The 15,015-nt window shown below is 75.6% G+C and carries 4 protein-coding genes; 2 read left to right on the forward strand and 2 right to left on the reverse strand.

What is annotated here, in order from left to right; translation table 11 throughout:
- Positions 1-8: 8 nt before the first annotated feature.
- Together ABZY20_RS34045 and ABZY20_RS34050 are read right to left on the reverse strand one after the other, a co-directional pair.
- Entirely contained in the window at positions 9-3,935 is a 3,927-nt protein-coding gene (locus ABZY20_RS34045; RefSeq protein WP_356446870.1) for an alpha/beta fold hydrolase, read from the reverse strand.
- Positions 3,922-12,582 carry an amino acid adenylation domain-containing protein gene (locus tag ABZY20_RS34050; RefSeq protein ID WP_356446872.1) on the reverse strand — a complete coding sequence of 2,887 codons (8,661 nt, stop codon included), beginning with the start codon at positions 12,580-12,582 and terminating at the stop codon, positions 3,922-3,924. Before ABZY20_RS34050 ends, ABZY20_RS34045 begins: the two co-directional genes overlap by 14 nt.
- A gap of 470 nt (positions 12,583-13,052) precedes the next feature.
- Between ABZY20_RS34050 and ABZY20_RS34055 the strand changes: the two genes are divergently transcribed.
- Both ABZY20_RS34055 and ABZY20_RS34060 read left to right on the forward strand, forming a co-directional pair.
- Positions 13,053-14,372 carry a condensation domain-containing protein gene (locus ABZY20_RS34055; RefSeq protein ID WP_356446874.1) on the forward strand — a complete coding sequence of 440 codons (1,320 nt, stop codon included), beginning with the start codon at positions 13,053-13,055 and terminating at the stop codon, positions 14,370-14,372.
- Positions 14,373-14,426: 54 nt separating this feature from the next.
- Positions 14,427-14,945, forward strand: a complete 519-nt coding sequence (locus tag ABZY20_RS34060) for an RNA polymerase sigma factor (RefSeq protein ID WP_356446875.1) — start codon at positions 14,427-14,429, stop codon at positions 14,943-14,945.
- The last annotated feature ends 70 nt before the right edge of the window (positions 14,946-15,015 follow it).

A 15,015-nucleotide genomic window follows, 5' to 3' on the forward strand; every position in this document is an offset into this window, starting at 1 on the left:
GGTTCTCCTCAACGCGGGTTCTCGGGCAAGGGGGTGGGGGTCCGGTCGCCGCAGCCGCGCAGGGCCTTGGCGACCGCCTCGCCGATGCGGGCGATCGGCTCGGGTTCGGTCATCTCGTAGTGACCGCAGGGCACTTGGTGGTCGTGCAGGGTGCCGGCGACGTGGGGCCGCCAGCTGTCGGCCTTGCCGGGCAGCACCGCCAGGTCGGCCGGGGAGCCGGTGGACTGCTCCTCGGCGGCGCTGAAGAACAGCACGTCACCGTGGTAGACGCCGGGCGCGAACTGGGGTGCGATGCGCAGGTTGTTGCGCATGACGGCGGCGATGGCGGCGGCCTCGGCGCGGGTGACGGGGACGCTCGACGGGTCGGCCGTGACGCGGGCGCCGATGCGGTCCAGGACCGTCTCCACGGGAGCCTCCGGGTCGACGGGGAGACCGGCGACCCTCGACAGCAGGGCCGCGACCTGGCGTTCGGCCGCCTCGGGGTCGTGGGCGGTGCCGTGCGGCTGGGGCGCGTCGAGCATGGCGAGGAGTTCGACGCGCTCGCCGTCGCGCTGCAGCGCGCAGGCCATGGCGTGGGCGACGAAGCCGCCGTAGGACCAGCCCAGCAGGCGGTACGGGCCGTGCGGCTGCACCCGGCGCACCACCTCGAGGTAGTGGGCGACCATCGCGGCGGCGTCCGGGGCGGGCGGGCTGCTGCCGTCGAGGCCGGCCGCCTGGATGCCGTAGACGGGCTGGTCTCCGCCGAGGTGCGGCAGCAGCCCGGTGTAGCGCCAGGACACGCCCGCGCCGGGGTGCACGCAGAACAGGGGCGTGGCGGTGCCCTCGGCGCGCAGCGGCAGCAGCGGCCCGAGCGCGGAGGCGCTGCCGTCCGGCGTCTCCTCGTCCGGCTGGTCGGCCGTGGCGAGGACCCCCGCCACGGTCGGCGCGGCCAGCAGGGTCGCCGCCGGGACGTCGAGGACACCGGCCTGGCGCAGCCGGCCCGCCAGCAGCACGGCGTGCATCGAGTCACCGCCGAGGTCGAAGAAGTTGTCGTGCAGGCCGATGCCGCCGATGCCCAGGGTCTCCTCCCAGATGCGGGTGACCTCCCGTTCGCGGTCGGTGCGCGGCGGTACGTGCTCGGTCGTCAGCCGGGGCCGGGGGGCGAGGCCGGGGTCCGCCGCGGCCGGGGTGTCGTCGGGCGCGGCGGGGCCGGTGCGGGCGCCGGGGGCGTCGATCCAGTGGCGCCGGCGTGCGAAGGCGTACGGGGGCAGCGGTGCCCGCCGGGGCTCGCCGGGCACAGGGGGCAGGGCGCTGTCCACGCCCGCGCTCCACAGCCGTCCCAGCGCCTCGGCGAGGACGAAACCGTCGGACGCCTCGGCCTTGGCGTGCCGCATGGTGGTCACGGTCACCGGCTGCTCGTCGGCGAGCCGGCCGAGGGCCAGCTTGGTCAGGGTGTCGCCCGGGCCGATCTCCACCAGGACGGGGTGCAGGCGGTCCCACAGGGCGGTGATGCCGTCGGCGAAGCGCACGGTCTCGCGGGTGTGGTCGATCCAGTGCCGTACGGAGGTGGCCTGGGCGTCGGTGATCCAGGAGCCGGTGACGTTGGTGACGTACGGGATGCGCGGCGGGCGCAGGGTGACCTGGCGCAGGTGGGTCTCGTAGGCCGGCAGCACCGGGTCCAGGACGTGGGAGTGGGCGGCGACGGGGATGCGCAGACGGCGGAACGGCACGCCGCGGCGGGTCAGTTCGGCCTCGAAGCGGGTGACGGCGTCGAGGTGCCCGGCGACGGTGCAGGCGCTCGGGCCGTTGAGGGCGGTCAGGGACAGGTCGTCGTCGAGCAGCGGCCGGATGTCCTCGGCCGGGGCGGCCACGCCGACGGTGGCACCGCCGGCGGAGCTGATGAGCCGGATGCGTTCGGTGACCAGCGGGAGCATGTCCGCGAGGTCGATGACGCCGGCCAGGCAGGCCGCCGTGTACTCGCCGAGGGAGTGGCCGATCAGCGCGTCGGGGCGCACGCCCGACTCGATGAGCGTGCGGGCCAGGGCGTACTCGGTGACCACGAGCCCGAGGAACGCGGAGGTGTCGTCGGGCCGTCGCTCCTCGAACAGGGCGGTTCGCAGGTCGGCGCCGAGGACGGGCCGCAGGATGCGGGCGCACTCGTCGACGGTGTCGCGGTAGCCGGTGTGGTCGCGGTACAGCTGCGCGCCCATGCCGGGGTACTGGGTGCCGCCGCCGGGCAGCAGGAACGCCACGCGGACCGGGTCGTCGGAGAGGGGCGGGGTGGCGGGGGCGGCGGAGCGCAGCGCGTCGAGGGCCTCGTCGCGGGTGGCCGCCGTGACGGTGAGCCGGTGGCGCAGCGCGGGCCGGTCGGTGCGCAGGGAGTGGGCGATGTCGTCCAGGCGCAGCTCGGGCCGGCGCTCGAGGTGGCGGGCGAGTGCCTCGGCCTGGCCGCGCAGGGCGCCGGCGGTGCGCGCGGACAGCGGCAGCACCAGGCGGTGCGGGCCCTCGGGCGGGCGGGGTGCGGCCGGGGCGGCGGGCGGGGCCTCTTCCAGGATGACGTGGGCGTTGGTGCCGCCGATGCCGAAGGCGCTGACGGCGGCGCGGCGGGGGTGGTCGCCCGCGGGCCAGTCCTCCAGGGCGGTCGGTACGCGGAAGGGGCCGGCGGCGAAGTCGATGAGCGGGTTGGGCCGGTCGAAGTGCAGGCTCGGCGGGATCTGCCGGTGCTCCAGGGCGAGGATCGCCTTGACGAGTCCGGCGATGCCGGCGGCGGCCCCGAGGTGGCCGATGTTGGACTTGACCGAGCCGAGCGCGCAGAACCCGGTCCGGTCCGTGCTGTGCCGGAACGCCTCGGTCAGGGCGGACACCTCGATGGGGTCGCCGAGTTTGGTGGCGGTGCCGTGCGCCTCGATCAGGCCGATGGTGGCGGCGTCGACGTCGGCCTGGGCCTGGGCGGCGAGGATGACCTCGGTCTGGCCGGCGGCGCTGGGCGCGCTGAAGCCGACCTTGCGGCGGCCGTCGTTGTTGACGGCGCTGCCGCGGATGACGGCGCGGATGCGGTCGCCGTCGGCGAGGGCGTCCTCCAGCCGTTTCAGCACGACGGCTCCCACGCCGTCGCCGGAGGAGGTCCCGGCGGCGTCCGCGGCGAAGGGGCGGCAGTGGCCGTCGGGCGAGAAGGGCCCGTCGGGCACGTGCCGGTAGCCCAGGACGGCGGAGGGGTTGAGGGAGACGGCGGCGGCCAGGGCGGTGTCGCAGCGGTGGTCCAGCAGGTCCTGGCAGGCGGTGTGCACGGCGACCAGTGCGGTGGAGCAGGCCGTCTGGAGGGACACGCTGGGGCCGGTGAGGCCGAGTTCGTAGGAGACGCGGGTGGCGAGGGTGCCCAGAGAGTTGGCGGTGGCGGCGTGGACGAGCGCCACCGAGCCGGGCTGCCCGGCGAAGCGCGGGTACACGTGGGCCGGGTAGTAGCGGCTGTCGCCCGCGCCCGCGTACACGCCGAACGCCTCGCCCGTACGGTCCCCGCCGAGGCAGCCGGCGTCCTCCAGGGCGTGGTAGGCCGTCTCCAGCAGCAGCCGCTGCTGGGGGTCGACGACGGCGGCCTCGGCGGGGCTGTAGCCGAAGAACCCGGCGTCGAAGCGGTCGATGCCCTCGACGACCGACGCCATCCGGATCAGCGTGGGGTCGCCGAGGTCTGCGGGGTCGCCCCCGGCGGCGAGGAACTCCTCGTCGGTGACGGGCCGGACGGACTCCCGTCCGGCGGCGAGGTTGTCCCAGAAGGCGTCGAGGTCGTCGGCGCCGGGGAAGCGGCCCGCCATGCCGATGACGGCGACGGCGGGGAGGTCGTCGTCGTGAGGTGCGGTGGTGTCGTGCACGGTCGGTGCCTCGTTCTCTCCCGGCTCGGTGGTGTGCTGCATGGAGGTCGCCTCGTTGGGTCCCGGCGCGGTGGTGTCAGGCACGGTCACGGTCCGTACCGTGCCGTGCGGACCGGCGGGCCCGGGCGGCGCGTTGGCGCTGTGCCTGGTCCTTGGCGCGGTCCAGGGCGCTGCGCGGTGACGGGGTGGCGGGCTCGTGCCGCGGTGCCGGTCCGGCGGCGGGCGCCGGGCCGGCGGCGAGGTGTGCCGACAGGTGGCGGGCCAGGTCCCGGACGGTGGGGTGGGCGAACAGGTCGACCACCGACAGGTCGGTGCCGAAGGCGCGGTTGACGCCGGTCTGGGCGGTGACCAGGAGCAGGGAGTTGCCGCCCAGGTCGAAGAAGTTCTCGTCGCGGCCCACCCGGTCGCGGCCCAGGACGCCGCACCACACCTCGGCGAGCCGGCTCTCCAGCCGCCGCAGCTCCTCCCCCGCCTCCGTCTCGTCGGGGCGTGCCGTGGTGCCCGCCGAGCGCAGTTCCCACTCGTCGGTCAGGCCGGCCGCGCGGATGCCGTCGGACGCCGCGCGGTAGAGGGCGCCCAGGTCCGTGCCGTCCGCCAGGCCGACACGGGCGGACAGGCGCCGCACCTGGCGCACGGGGGCCACGACGTGGCTGCGGACCCAGGGGGCGGTGCGATCGGCGCCGATCAGCAGGTGCGGCTCGTCCAGGGAGCGGGCGAGGTCGAACGAGCGCAGCGCCGTGGGGACGTCGAGCAGCCGGTAGCCCCGGGCCTCGGTGAGCGCGGTGAGCCCGTAGCCGCGGCTCATGCCGCGCTCGCGCCACATGCTCCAGGCCAGGGACTGGGCGGGCAGGCCGAGACCGCGGCGGTGGTGGGCGAGGGCGTCCAGGCAGGCGTTGGCGGCGGCGTAGGCGGCGTTCATGGCGCCGCCGAAGAAGCCGTTCACGGAGGAGAAGGTGACGAAGGAGCCGACCGGGTGGTCGGCGGTGAGGCGGTGCAGCGTCCACGCGCCGCGCACCTTCGCCCCAAGCGCCCGGCGCCAGGTGGCGGTGTCCAGCTCGCCCACGGGGCGTTCCACGAGGGTGCCGGCCAGGTGCAGCACCGACCCCAGGGGCACGCCCCACGCCGCGGCGGCGGCCTCCACGGCGGCGCGCACCTGGTGCTCGTCGGTGACGTCGGCACGGGCGTAGCGGACCTCGCCCAGCTCGCGCAGCCGCGGTGGAACCACGGCCTCGGCTTCCGGTGTGCGGCCCACGATCAGCAGCCGGGTGCCGGGTGTGCGCAGCAGGTGCGCCGCGATCTCGGCGCCGACGCCGCCCAGTCCGCCGGTGAGCAGGGTGAAGCCGTCGTGCGCGGGTGCTCCGGCGCGGGGCGGGGCGGTGGGCAGGGGGGCGAGGCGGCGGACGTACCGGTGGCCGTCGCGGTACGCCACTTCCGCGGCGTCCGCGGTGACCGTCGCCTCGGCCAGCAGGACGGGCAGGGGGTCCGCTCCCCCGTCCGCCGCGAGGTCGCCCGCAGCGAGGTCGAGGTGCGCGGCGCGCAGCCAACCGGACTCCTCGGCCAGCGACTTGAGGAGCGCGCCCGCCATGGCGTGGGCCGGGGAGGGCCGGTCGCCGGGGCGTACGGCCTGGGCGCCGGCCGTGACGTACACCAGGTCGACGGGCCGCTGCCGTCCGGGGCGGGCGGAGAGGGCGCGGGCGAGGGCCAGCAGCCGCTCCGCACCGGACGGGTCGTCCGGTGCCGTCTCGTTGCCTGCGGCGCCGCGCAGCCCGTCGAGGTGCAGGACGGCGTCGACCGGTCGCCGGTCGTGCTCCAACTGCCGCAGCAGCGCGGCGTGATCAGCCTGCTCGGCGGGCCGCACGCGGTAGCGCGCGGCGTCGAGCCGGGCGTACGTCGTCCCCTCGCCGGCCACCGTGCACAGGCCCCCACCGGATCGCAGCGCGTCGGCGAGGCGTTGCGCGAGCCGCGCGGCCTCGGGGTCGCCGCCGGCCAGGACGAGGGTGTGCCGGCCGGCCGTCGCCGTACGGGACTCGGGGCGTTCGGCCCGCTGCCACACCGGTCGCAGGAACCAGTCGGGCACGGTGGCCGCGGTGCCCAGCAGCACCTGGGTCCGGCGCACCTCCTCGTCGAAGTCGCCCGCCTCGAAGCCCTTGCGCAGTTTGGTGCGCTGGATCTTGCCGATCTCGGTCTTGGGGACGGTCTCCCGCTCGACCGGGATCAGGAAGGCGGGGCTGACGCCGATCTCCCGGGTGACCTTGCCGGCGATCTCGCGCAGGGGCCCGGCCGGGTCGGCGGCGGACTCGGGGGTGAGGTGGAAGAACAGGGCCAGTTCGTCGGTGGCCGACGACGGGTCGGTGCGCACCGCGACCGCGGCGGTGAAACTCCGCTCCACGCACGGCAGTTCCTCGACGCAGGCCTCGATCTCGTGGCTGTAGTGGTTGACGCCGTTGACGATGATGACGTCCTTGGCCCGGCCGGTGATGTACAGCTCGCCGGCCCGCAGGAAGGCCAGGTCGCCGGTGTCGAACCAGCCGTCCTCGGTGAACGCCTCGGCGTTGGCGGCCGGGTTGTCGTGGTAGCCGCCGGTCACCGAGGTGCCGCGGACCTGGAGCCGGCCGGCTTCCTCCTCGGCGCGGACCGTGCCGGTGTCGTCGACGATCCGCATGGCGAAGCCGGGATACGGCAGGCCGCAGCTGACGAACGTGCCTTCGCCCTCGCCGGGTTCGCCGGGCAGGACGGCGTCGGTGACCACGGAGCAGGTCTCGGACATGCCCCAGCCGGGGTGCATCACGTCCTGCGGCAGGCCGAACGGCCGCAGCGTGTGCAGGAACCGGCGGGCTGCGGAGGCGACGACGACCTCGCCCGCGTTCATCACCAGCCGCATCGGGGACAGGTCCCAGGCGCGGCCGGTGAAGCGGTCGGACTGCTCGGCGAGGAGCCCGAAGGCGAAGTTGGGCGCCCAGGTGACGGTGACGCGGTGCCGGTCGGCGAGGTCCATCCAGCGCAGCGGGTCCTGGAGGATCCAGGAGGTGGGGGCGTGGATCTGGCGGCAGCCCAGGTAGACGTCCCGCAGGTGGAACATCACCACGCCGGTGACGTGGTCGAGCGGGATCCAGTTCAGGGAGACGTCGTGCGCGCCGAGCCCGTTCATCTGCTCGGTGGCGGCGGAGCGGGTCAGCACGTTGCGGTGGGTGAGCCGCACCGCCTTGGGCAGGCCGGTGCTGCCGGACGTCATGAGCATCAGCAGCAGGTCGTCCGGCTCGGCGGGGTGCCAGTCGTGGTCCTCGGGTGCCTCGCGCAGCGCGTCGGCCGTGGTGATGCGCGGCCCGGGCCAGTCCTGCCGGGCGGCCAGGGCGCGCAGCCCCGCCTCACGGCCGGCGGAGCACACGATGGGGGGCCGGCCGAGCATCCGCCAGATGCCCTCCAGCTTGGTCAGGGCCGCCGACGGCGTGTCGTAGGAGGCGGGGACGGTCAGCGGGACGGCGACGAAGCCGCCGAGGACGCAGCCCCACAGCACCGCGAGGAAGTCCTCGGTGGCGTCGCACTGGAGGATGACCTGCTCGCCGGGGCGCAGTCCCGCCCGGCGCAGGCCGGCCAGGACGCGGGAGGCCTCGGGGATCAGGGACGCGTAGCTGCGCCGGTGTTCGCTGCCGTCGGCGTGCACGTGGACGATGTCGCCCCGGTCCCGGTCGGCGGCGCGCCGCAGGGCCGCGGCCCAGCTCGGCACGGACGGCTCCCGCAGCGCGGGGCCCTCGCTGAGCGCCGGGGCGGCGGACGTGCCGGCGGTGCGGGCGGCGGGGGCGGGGCCGGTGGTGCGGTCGGGCAGGCCGGTGTGACGGCGGTCCAGTTCCTCGGGCGTGTTCTCCACCGACACCTCGGCGGTGGTGACGCCGGGCAGGGCGGTCAGGCGCTCCCGCCAGGCCTTGGCGGCCGTGCGGTCGACGGCGGGCAGGGCGCGCAGCGCCGCGGTGTCGACGGTGCCGTCCTGCGCGCGGGGCAGGGCGTTGACCGGTGTGACGCGGACGGTGCCGTGGCCCGCTCGGTCGAGGGCGTCCTCGACGCGTTCGGCGGCGTCCGGCCTCCCGGGCACCACGTACAGGCGCGGTGGGGTGCCGTCGGCGCCGGGCAGGGCACGGGCGTCGCGGATGCCGGGCACGGCGAGGGCGGTGTCCTCCAGTTCCGCGGGGCCGGTCGGCGCCGGGGCGGGGATGCGGGCGGGGAGCGCGGGCAGGTCCGTGAGGCGGACGGCGGGGTCGGCGCTCACCGTGCGCAGGGCGTCGTGCAGGGCGCGCGCGAACGCTTCGGCGGTGCCGGTGTCGTAGAGGTCGGTGGCGTACTCGACGTGCAGCGTCAGGCCTTCGGGGGCGCCCTCGGGGGTGTGGTGCTCCTGGACGTCCACGAACAGGTCGAACTTGGCGGTGCCGGTGGCGGTGGGCCGCAACTCGGCTCGGGTGCCGTCGAGTTCGAGGACGGCGGGTGCGTTGTTCTGCAGGGCCAGCATCACCTGGAACAGGGGGTGCCGGCCGGGGGTGCGCGGCGGGTTGAGTTCGTCCACCAGCCGGTCGAAGGGCAGGTCCTGGTGGTCCAGGGCGGCCAGGTCGGCGGTGCGCAGCCGGGCGAGGAGGTCCCGGAAGGCGGGGTCGCCCGAGGTGTCGGCGCGCAGCACCAGGGTGTTGCTGATCAGGCCGATCAGCGGGTCCAGGGCGGGTTCGGTGCGGCCCGCGACGGGTGTGCCGAGGACGACGTCCTCGCCGGCGCCGCAGCGGGTGAGCAGGGCGCTGACGGTGGCGTGCAGCACCATGAACAGGCTGGCGCCCTCGCGGTCGGCGAGGCGCAGCAGGGCGCGGTGCAGGGCGGCGTCGACGGACGTCTCGACGTGGGCGCCGGCGCCGCGCGGCGCGGCGGGGCGCGGCCGGTCGCCGGGCAGGGTGCACTCGTCGGGCAGCCCGTCCAGCGCGGTGCGCCAGTGGGCGGTGAGCCGCTCCAGTCGTCCCGGTCCGTCCGGCCCGGGGGCCAGCAGGGCGCGCTGCCACAGCGCGTAGTCGGCGTACTGCGCGGGCAGCGGGGTCCACTCGGGTGCCCGGCCGGCGCGGCGGGCGGCGTAGGCGGTGCTCAGGTCCTCGGCGAAGGGGCGCAGCGACCAGCCGTCGGCGGCGCTGTGGTGCAGGACGAACAGCAGCGTGCCGTTCAGGAGCCAGACGGCGAGGGGGCTTTCCGCGGTCAGGTCGAAGGGGTGCCGCAGCGCGGTGGTGACGTGCGCGGCGGTCTCCGCGGCGGGGCAGTCGACGTGCCGCAGCACCGGGCGCAGCTCCCCCGGCGGCAGGACGCGCTGGCACGGGGTGCCGTCGTGCTCGGCGATCACCGTCCGCAGGATCTCGTGCCGGTCGGCCAGGTCGCCCAGGGCCGCCCGGAGCGCCTCGGTGTCGAGGTCGGCGCCGGCGGGGACGAGGAGCGGGATGTTGTAGGTGGCGGCTCCTTCGTCGAGCCGGTTCAGGAACCACATGCGTTCCTGGGCGAAGGACAGCGGCACCCGCTGCGGGCGCTCGAGGCGGCCGAGGACCGGCCGGGGCGGGGCGCCGTCCGCTCCTGCGGCGACGCGCTGGGCGAGGGCGGCCGGGGTCGGCGTCTCGAACAGGGCGGTGATGGGGATCTCGGCGCCGGTCTCGTGCCGCAGCCGGGCCAGCAGCCGGGTGGCGAGGAGGGAGTCGCCGCCCAGGTCGAAGAAGTTGACGTCGGTGCCCACGGAACCCTGGGGCAGCTTCAGCACGTCCTCGAACAGGCCGCACACCAGCACCTGTTGCGGTGTCCCGGGGCGGGTGCCGGAGGCGGCGGCGGTGAAGTCGGGGGCGGGCAGGGCCTGGACGTCGAGCTTGCCGTTCGCGGTCAGCGGCAGCGCGTCCACGGGGACGCAGACGGCCGGCACCATGTGCTCGGGCAGGTGGGCGGCGGCGTGGGCGCGCAGGGCGGCGGGGCTCGCGGGCTGGTCGCCCGTGGGGACGGTGTAGGCGACGAGGTGCAGCGCGCCGTTGCCGGAGCGGCGGGGCACGACGGCGGCGCGGGTGACGCCCGGGTGGGCGGCGAGGACGGCCTCGATCTCGCCGGGTTCGACGCGGAAGCCGCGCAGCTGTATCTGGGCGTCGGCGCGGCCGAGGTAGTCGAGTGTGCCGTCGGGGCGGCGCCGGGCCAGGTCGCCGGAACGGTACATGCGGGTGCCGGGCGGGCCGTAGGGGTCGTCGAGGAAGCGTTCGGCGGTCAGCTCGGGCCGGTGCAGGTACCCGGCGGCGACGCCGGCGCCGGAGACGTACATCTCGCCGGTCGCGCCGGGCGGCACCGGGTGTCCGTCGGGGTCCAGCAGGTGGACGCGCAGGTCGGCGAGCGGGGTGCCGATGACGCTGCCGCGGCGCGGGTCGTCCAGGTCGGCCCGGGTGAGGCGGTGGTGGGTGACGTGCACGGTCGTCTCGGTGATGCCGTACATGTTCACCAGTGCCGGGCGGTCCAGGCCGTGCCGGTCGGCCCAGGGGCGCAGCCGTGCCGGGCGCAGGGCCTCGCCGCCGAAGACGACGTAGCGCAACGCCCCCGTGCCGGCTCCCCGTTCGAGGTCGGCGTCGACGAGCTGCTCGAACGCGGACGGCGTCTGGTTGAGGACGGTCACGCCCTCGCGGTGCAGCAGCTCCAGGAAGTCCCCCGGCGAGCGGCTGACGGAGTACGGCACGACGACGACCCGGCCGCCGTGCAGCAGGGCGCCCCAGATCTCCCAGACGGAGAAGTCGAAGGCGTAGGAGTGGAACAGCGTCCACACGTCGTCGGCGCGGAAGTCGAAGTGCTCTGCCGCGGCGGCGAAGAGCCGCACGACGGCGGCGTGCGGGACAGGCACGCCCTTGGGGCGGCCGGTGGAGCCGGAGGTGTGGATGATGTACGCGATGTCGGACGGGTTCACCGGCCCGTGCCGGTCGGCGTCGCTCAGGTCGGCGGTGGAGCGGCGGGCGAGGGCGGCCGCGACCTCCGGGTCGTCCAGCAGGACGGTGGGGACGGCGTCTCCGGCGAGGTGGGCGTGGGCCTGCTCGGTGACGAGGACGACGGGTGCCGCGTCCTCGACGACGAGCCGCAGCCGCCCGGCCGGGTGGCCGGGGTCCAGGGGCAGGTAGGCGGCGCCGGTCTTGAGCACGGCCAGCAGCGCGGGCAGCAGCCGCAGCCCGCGCTCCAGAGCCAGGGCCACCACCCGGCCCGGGCCGGCGCCGTGCTCGGTCAGCAGCCGGGCCAGGCGGTTGGCCTCGGCGTTGAGCGCCGCGTACGTGAGCCGTTCGCCTGCGCAGGTGACGGCGGTGCGCTCGGGGCCGGCCGCCACCCGCTCCTCGAAGAGCTCGGTGAGGGTCCGCTCGACGGGAAAGGCGCGTGCGGGGGTGTCGCGGGGGTGTTCGCCCGGCAGCAGCAGGTCGAGGTCGCGCAGGGGTGTGGTCGGCTCCGCCTCGGCCAGCCGGTGCAGCAGGGTGACGAACCGGTCGCGGTGCAGGGCGAGTTCGTCCTCCTCGTACAGTGCGGGGTTGGCGTCGAAGGCCAGCCACAGTCCGCCGGAGCGGGCTGCGGGGCGTACCGAGATCTGCAGGTCGTCGACGGCTCCGCCGGACAGGTGGTGCCAGGTGGTGGGATGGCCGCCGAAGACCGGGGACTCGTCGAACGGGACGATGTTGAGCACCGGCCCGTACAGCCGTCGTCCGCTGCCCAGCAGCCCCAGGTCGCGGCGGAGGAACTCGCCCCGGTAGCGCTGGTGGCGGCGCAGCGCCTTCAGTTCGTCCGCGACGGTCCGGGCCAGTTCCGCGACGGGCGTGTCGGGGGCGGCGGCCACGCGCAGCGGGAGGACGTCGGAGGCGGTGCCGGGGGTGCGCAGGGCGGCGCTGCCGAGCCGGCTCATCGTGGCCAGGCCCAGCACCAGGTCGGCGGCGCCGGTCATCCGGTGCAGGTAGGCGGCGGTGGCGGCGGTCAGCAGGTCGGTGCGCCGGACGCCGAGGCGGGCCGCGGCGGCGTCGAGGGCCTGGGTCTCGGCGGGCGCCAGTTCGGCGGTGCGGCGCAGGAAGGGCGCGGTGGGGGCGGCCGTGCGGGAGGTGAGCCGGGCGGGTTCCGGCAGGCCGGCCAGACGCCGTGCCCAGTGGTCGCGGTCGCGGGCGTACGCGTCGGAGGCCCGGTAGGCCGCCTCCTCCTCCTGGAGCCGGCTCACCGGCGCGAAGCCGCAGGGGTCCGGATCCCGCCCTTCGGCCAGGGCGTTGTACGTCTCGGCCAGGCGCCGCCCGAGCAGCTTGTAGCTGTAGCCGTCGAGCAGGAGGTGATGGGCCCTCAGCAACCAGAGGTGGCGGTCGGGGGCCAGGGTCAGCAGGGTGTGTGCGAACAGCGGGCCCTTCTCGAGGTCCACGGGGACCGCGAGATCGGCGCGGACGTGGGCCCATGCGGCGGCCCCGGGATCCTCGGCGCCGCTGACGTCGACCCGGTGCAGGGTCCAGTCGTCCGCGTCCGGGGCGAGCCGGCAGTGGGGGCCGTCGTCGCCGTCGGTGAAGCGCAGGGCGAAGGTGTCGGCCTCGCCGACGGTGCGCCGCAGCGCGGTCTCGAACAGGGCGGTGTCGAGGGGGCCGTGGATCTCCACCGCCTCCGCGGTGTTGTACGCGGCGCTGTCCGGTGCGAGCCGCCCGGCGTACCAGAGGCCCTCCTGGGCTCCGGACAGCGGTCGACGTTCGTCCTCCTGGAGTGACATAGCACAACCCTCACGTGGCAAGCCGTAATGTCCCGGACGGCAAGGGCCCGGCCGGATCGGACGGGTGCGGACACCGCTCCGTGCCGCCCTCGCGTGGGGGAACGCGCAGGGCCGGCCCACAGAGCGGAAATGGAGTGCCGCACGCCGAGGGCGGGGAATCGGTCACCCGCCCCGGTCTCACGGAACAGCACGGTGGGGCAACGGAACCGGCCGGGTCAAGGCACACCGGCCTCCGGGGAGGCCGATTCAGGGGTTTCCCTGGAAAACACGGAGCCGGGGAGTGCGCGGGCCGGTTCAACTTCTAGGGAAATCACGCGACTTCCCTTCTCACCGGCTTCTCCGCTGGATTCGGCCGCGTGCGGCCGTGCACTCTCGAAAGGCCCCCGACACGCCCCGCGGAAAGCCGCGGCGGCACACCGATCCCGGGCCCTTGGATTCCCGGAAACGAACGACGGAAAGAGGCTGACGGCATGCACCGTGCGTTGTGTCCGGTCGAGACGCTCTACGTGGGCCAGAGAAGCAGGGCCGTGCTGTCCTGCGCCCTGCGCGGTCCCGTGGACGTGGCGGCGCTGTCGGCCGCGTTCGACGCCACCACGGAGGCGCATCCGCCGCTGCGCTCCCGCATCGAACAGGACGGCGCGGGCCATGTACTGCGCCTTCTCGGTGAGGACGAGCGGCCCCGGCTGGTCACCCGGACCGGCGACGAGACGGAGGCCTACGCGGCGGAACTGAACCGGCCCCTCCCGGTCGGGGGCCCGCTGAGCCGCGCCGTCCTGGTCAGCGCGCCGGGCGGCGGGAGCCACCTGTTCGTGCTGGTGGTGGACCACACCGTCGTCGACGGCCACAGCGGCATCGCGCTGCACAACGCCCTGTGGGACCGCTACCGTGCGCTGGTCGACGGGGAGCCCGCCGTCGAGGGCGCCGACGCCGGGCTGCCGCACTGGCCCGAGCCCGTCAGCCGGCTGCTGCCGCCGGCCGACGACGCCGACACGGCGAAGTACCTCGACGGCCGCATCGAGGAGACGCGACGGCATCCGGTCGAGCTGGTGCCGTACGACGTGCCGCGCCCGCCCGCGGGCGGGCGGGAGACCGGCCCGGACGGGCACATCGAGGTCCGCAGGCTGACCCTGGACGCGGACCTCACCGCGCGGCTGCGCCGGACGGCGCGCGGCGCGGGCGTCTCCGTGCACGCCCTGATCGCCGCGACGCTGCTGGCGACGGCCCGGCGGCGCCTGGACGGCGACGGGCCCCGCACCCTGGGCTGCCTCTCCCCCGTCGACCTGCGCTCACGGCTGTCCCCGCCGCTGCCCGCCTCCGCCCTGGTCCCCGCGGTCACCACCCACCTGCAGACCCTGGACGTGTCCGCGGCCTCGGAGCCGCTCGGGCTGGCCCGTACCGTGCACGGACGGCTGAGCGACTTCCTCTCCCGCGGCGACCACTTCCACGAGATGCGCATCACGCCGGAGATCCCCCGCAACCCCGCGCTGCAGCTGGCCACGGTCATCGCCACCAACATGGGCGTCGTCCCCGGGCCCCGGCTGCCGGGCGGGCTGCGGGCGGTCGACGTGCGTCTGGTGCCGGCCCGCGAGCACTACTTCCCGCAGGCGGGACGCAGCCCCGTCATGGCGTGCGTCGTCTCCTTCGAAGGCCGGCTCTCCATCGAGTTCCCGCACTCCACCGCCTGCTACAGCCCGTCCTTCATGAGGGCGTTCCGCGACGACGTGCGCGCCGGGCTGCTCCGCTTCGCGACCGCGGCGGACGCCGGGCACGCCCGGGCGGCCACGGGCTGAGCCCTTCCCCCGCTCCCGCATCCGCCCGGCTGCCGTAAGGAGGCCCTGCCCGACATGACCACCGTCAGCGAACTCCCCTCCCCCCTGACGCTGCTCCCCCGAGCCCAGGCGGGCGACGAGCACGCGATGAACCACCTGCTGACCGGCATCACGCCCTACGTCGCGCGCATCTGCCGGTCCATCACGCGCGACGACGGTGCCGACGCCACGCAGGAGGCGCTGCTCGCCATCTACCGCGGCCTGGGCTCCCTGCGCGAACCGGCGGCGTTCTACGGCTGGGTGCGCTCGGTGACGGTCCGTGAGGCCGTCCGCACCGCCAAGCGCTACGGCGAGGAACGCTGCTGTTCCGAGGTGGAGTCGCAGCAGCAGACGAACCCGCTGGACGCGGTGTACATCAGTGACGTGCTGGAGCGTCTGTCCCAGGCGCACCGGCAGGTCCTCACCCTGCGTGCCTACGGGCTCAACGAGGAGGAGATGGCGGAGGTGCTCGCGCTGCCCGTGGGCACGGTCCGCTCCCGTCTCTTCCGTGCCCGCCGCCGGTTCCAGGAGGCGTGGCAGCCCTCGGCGGCGTGAGCCCGGTGCCGGCACGGCGGGGCCGGGCCCGCAGGAAGGCGGCCGTGGCGGTGTGTCACCGCCACGGCCG

This window comes from Streptomyces sp. NPDC006624 (assembly GCF_040611555.1).
GTDB lineage: Bacteria > Actinomycetota > Actinomycetes > Streptomycetales > Streptomycetaceae > Streptomyces.

Excerpts from the sequence above, each read along its gene's own strand:
- ABZY20_RS34050 (WP_356446872.1), bottom strand. The coding sequence starts at position 12,582 with ATGTCACTCCAGGAGGACGAACGTCGACCGCTGTCCGGAGCCCAGGAG.
- ABZY20_RS34055 (WP_356446874.1), top strand. The coding sequence starts at position 13,053 with ATGCACCGTGCGTTGTGTCCGGTCGAGACGCTCTACGTGGGCCAGAGA.
- ABZY20_RS34060 (WP_356446875.1), top strand. The coding sequence starts at position 14,427 with ATGACCACCGTCAGCGAACTCCCCTCCCCCCTGACGCTGCTCCCCCGA.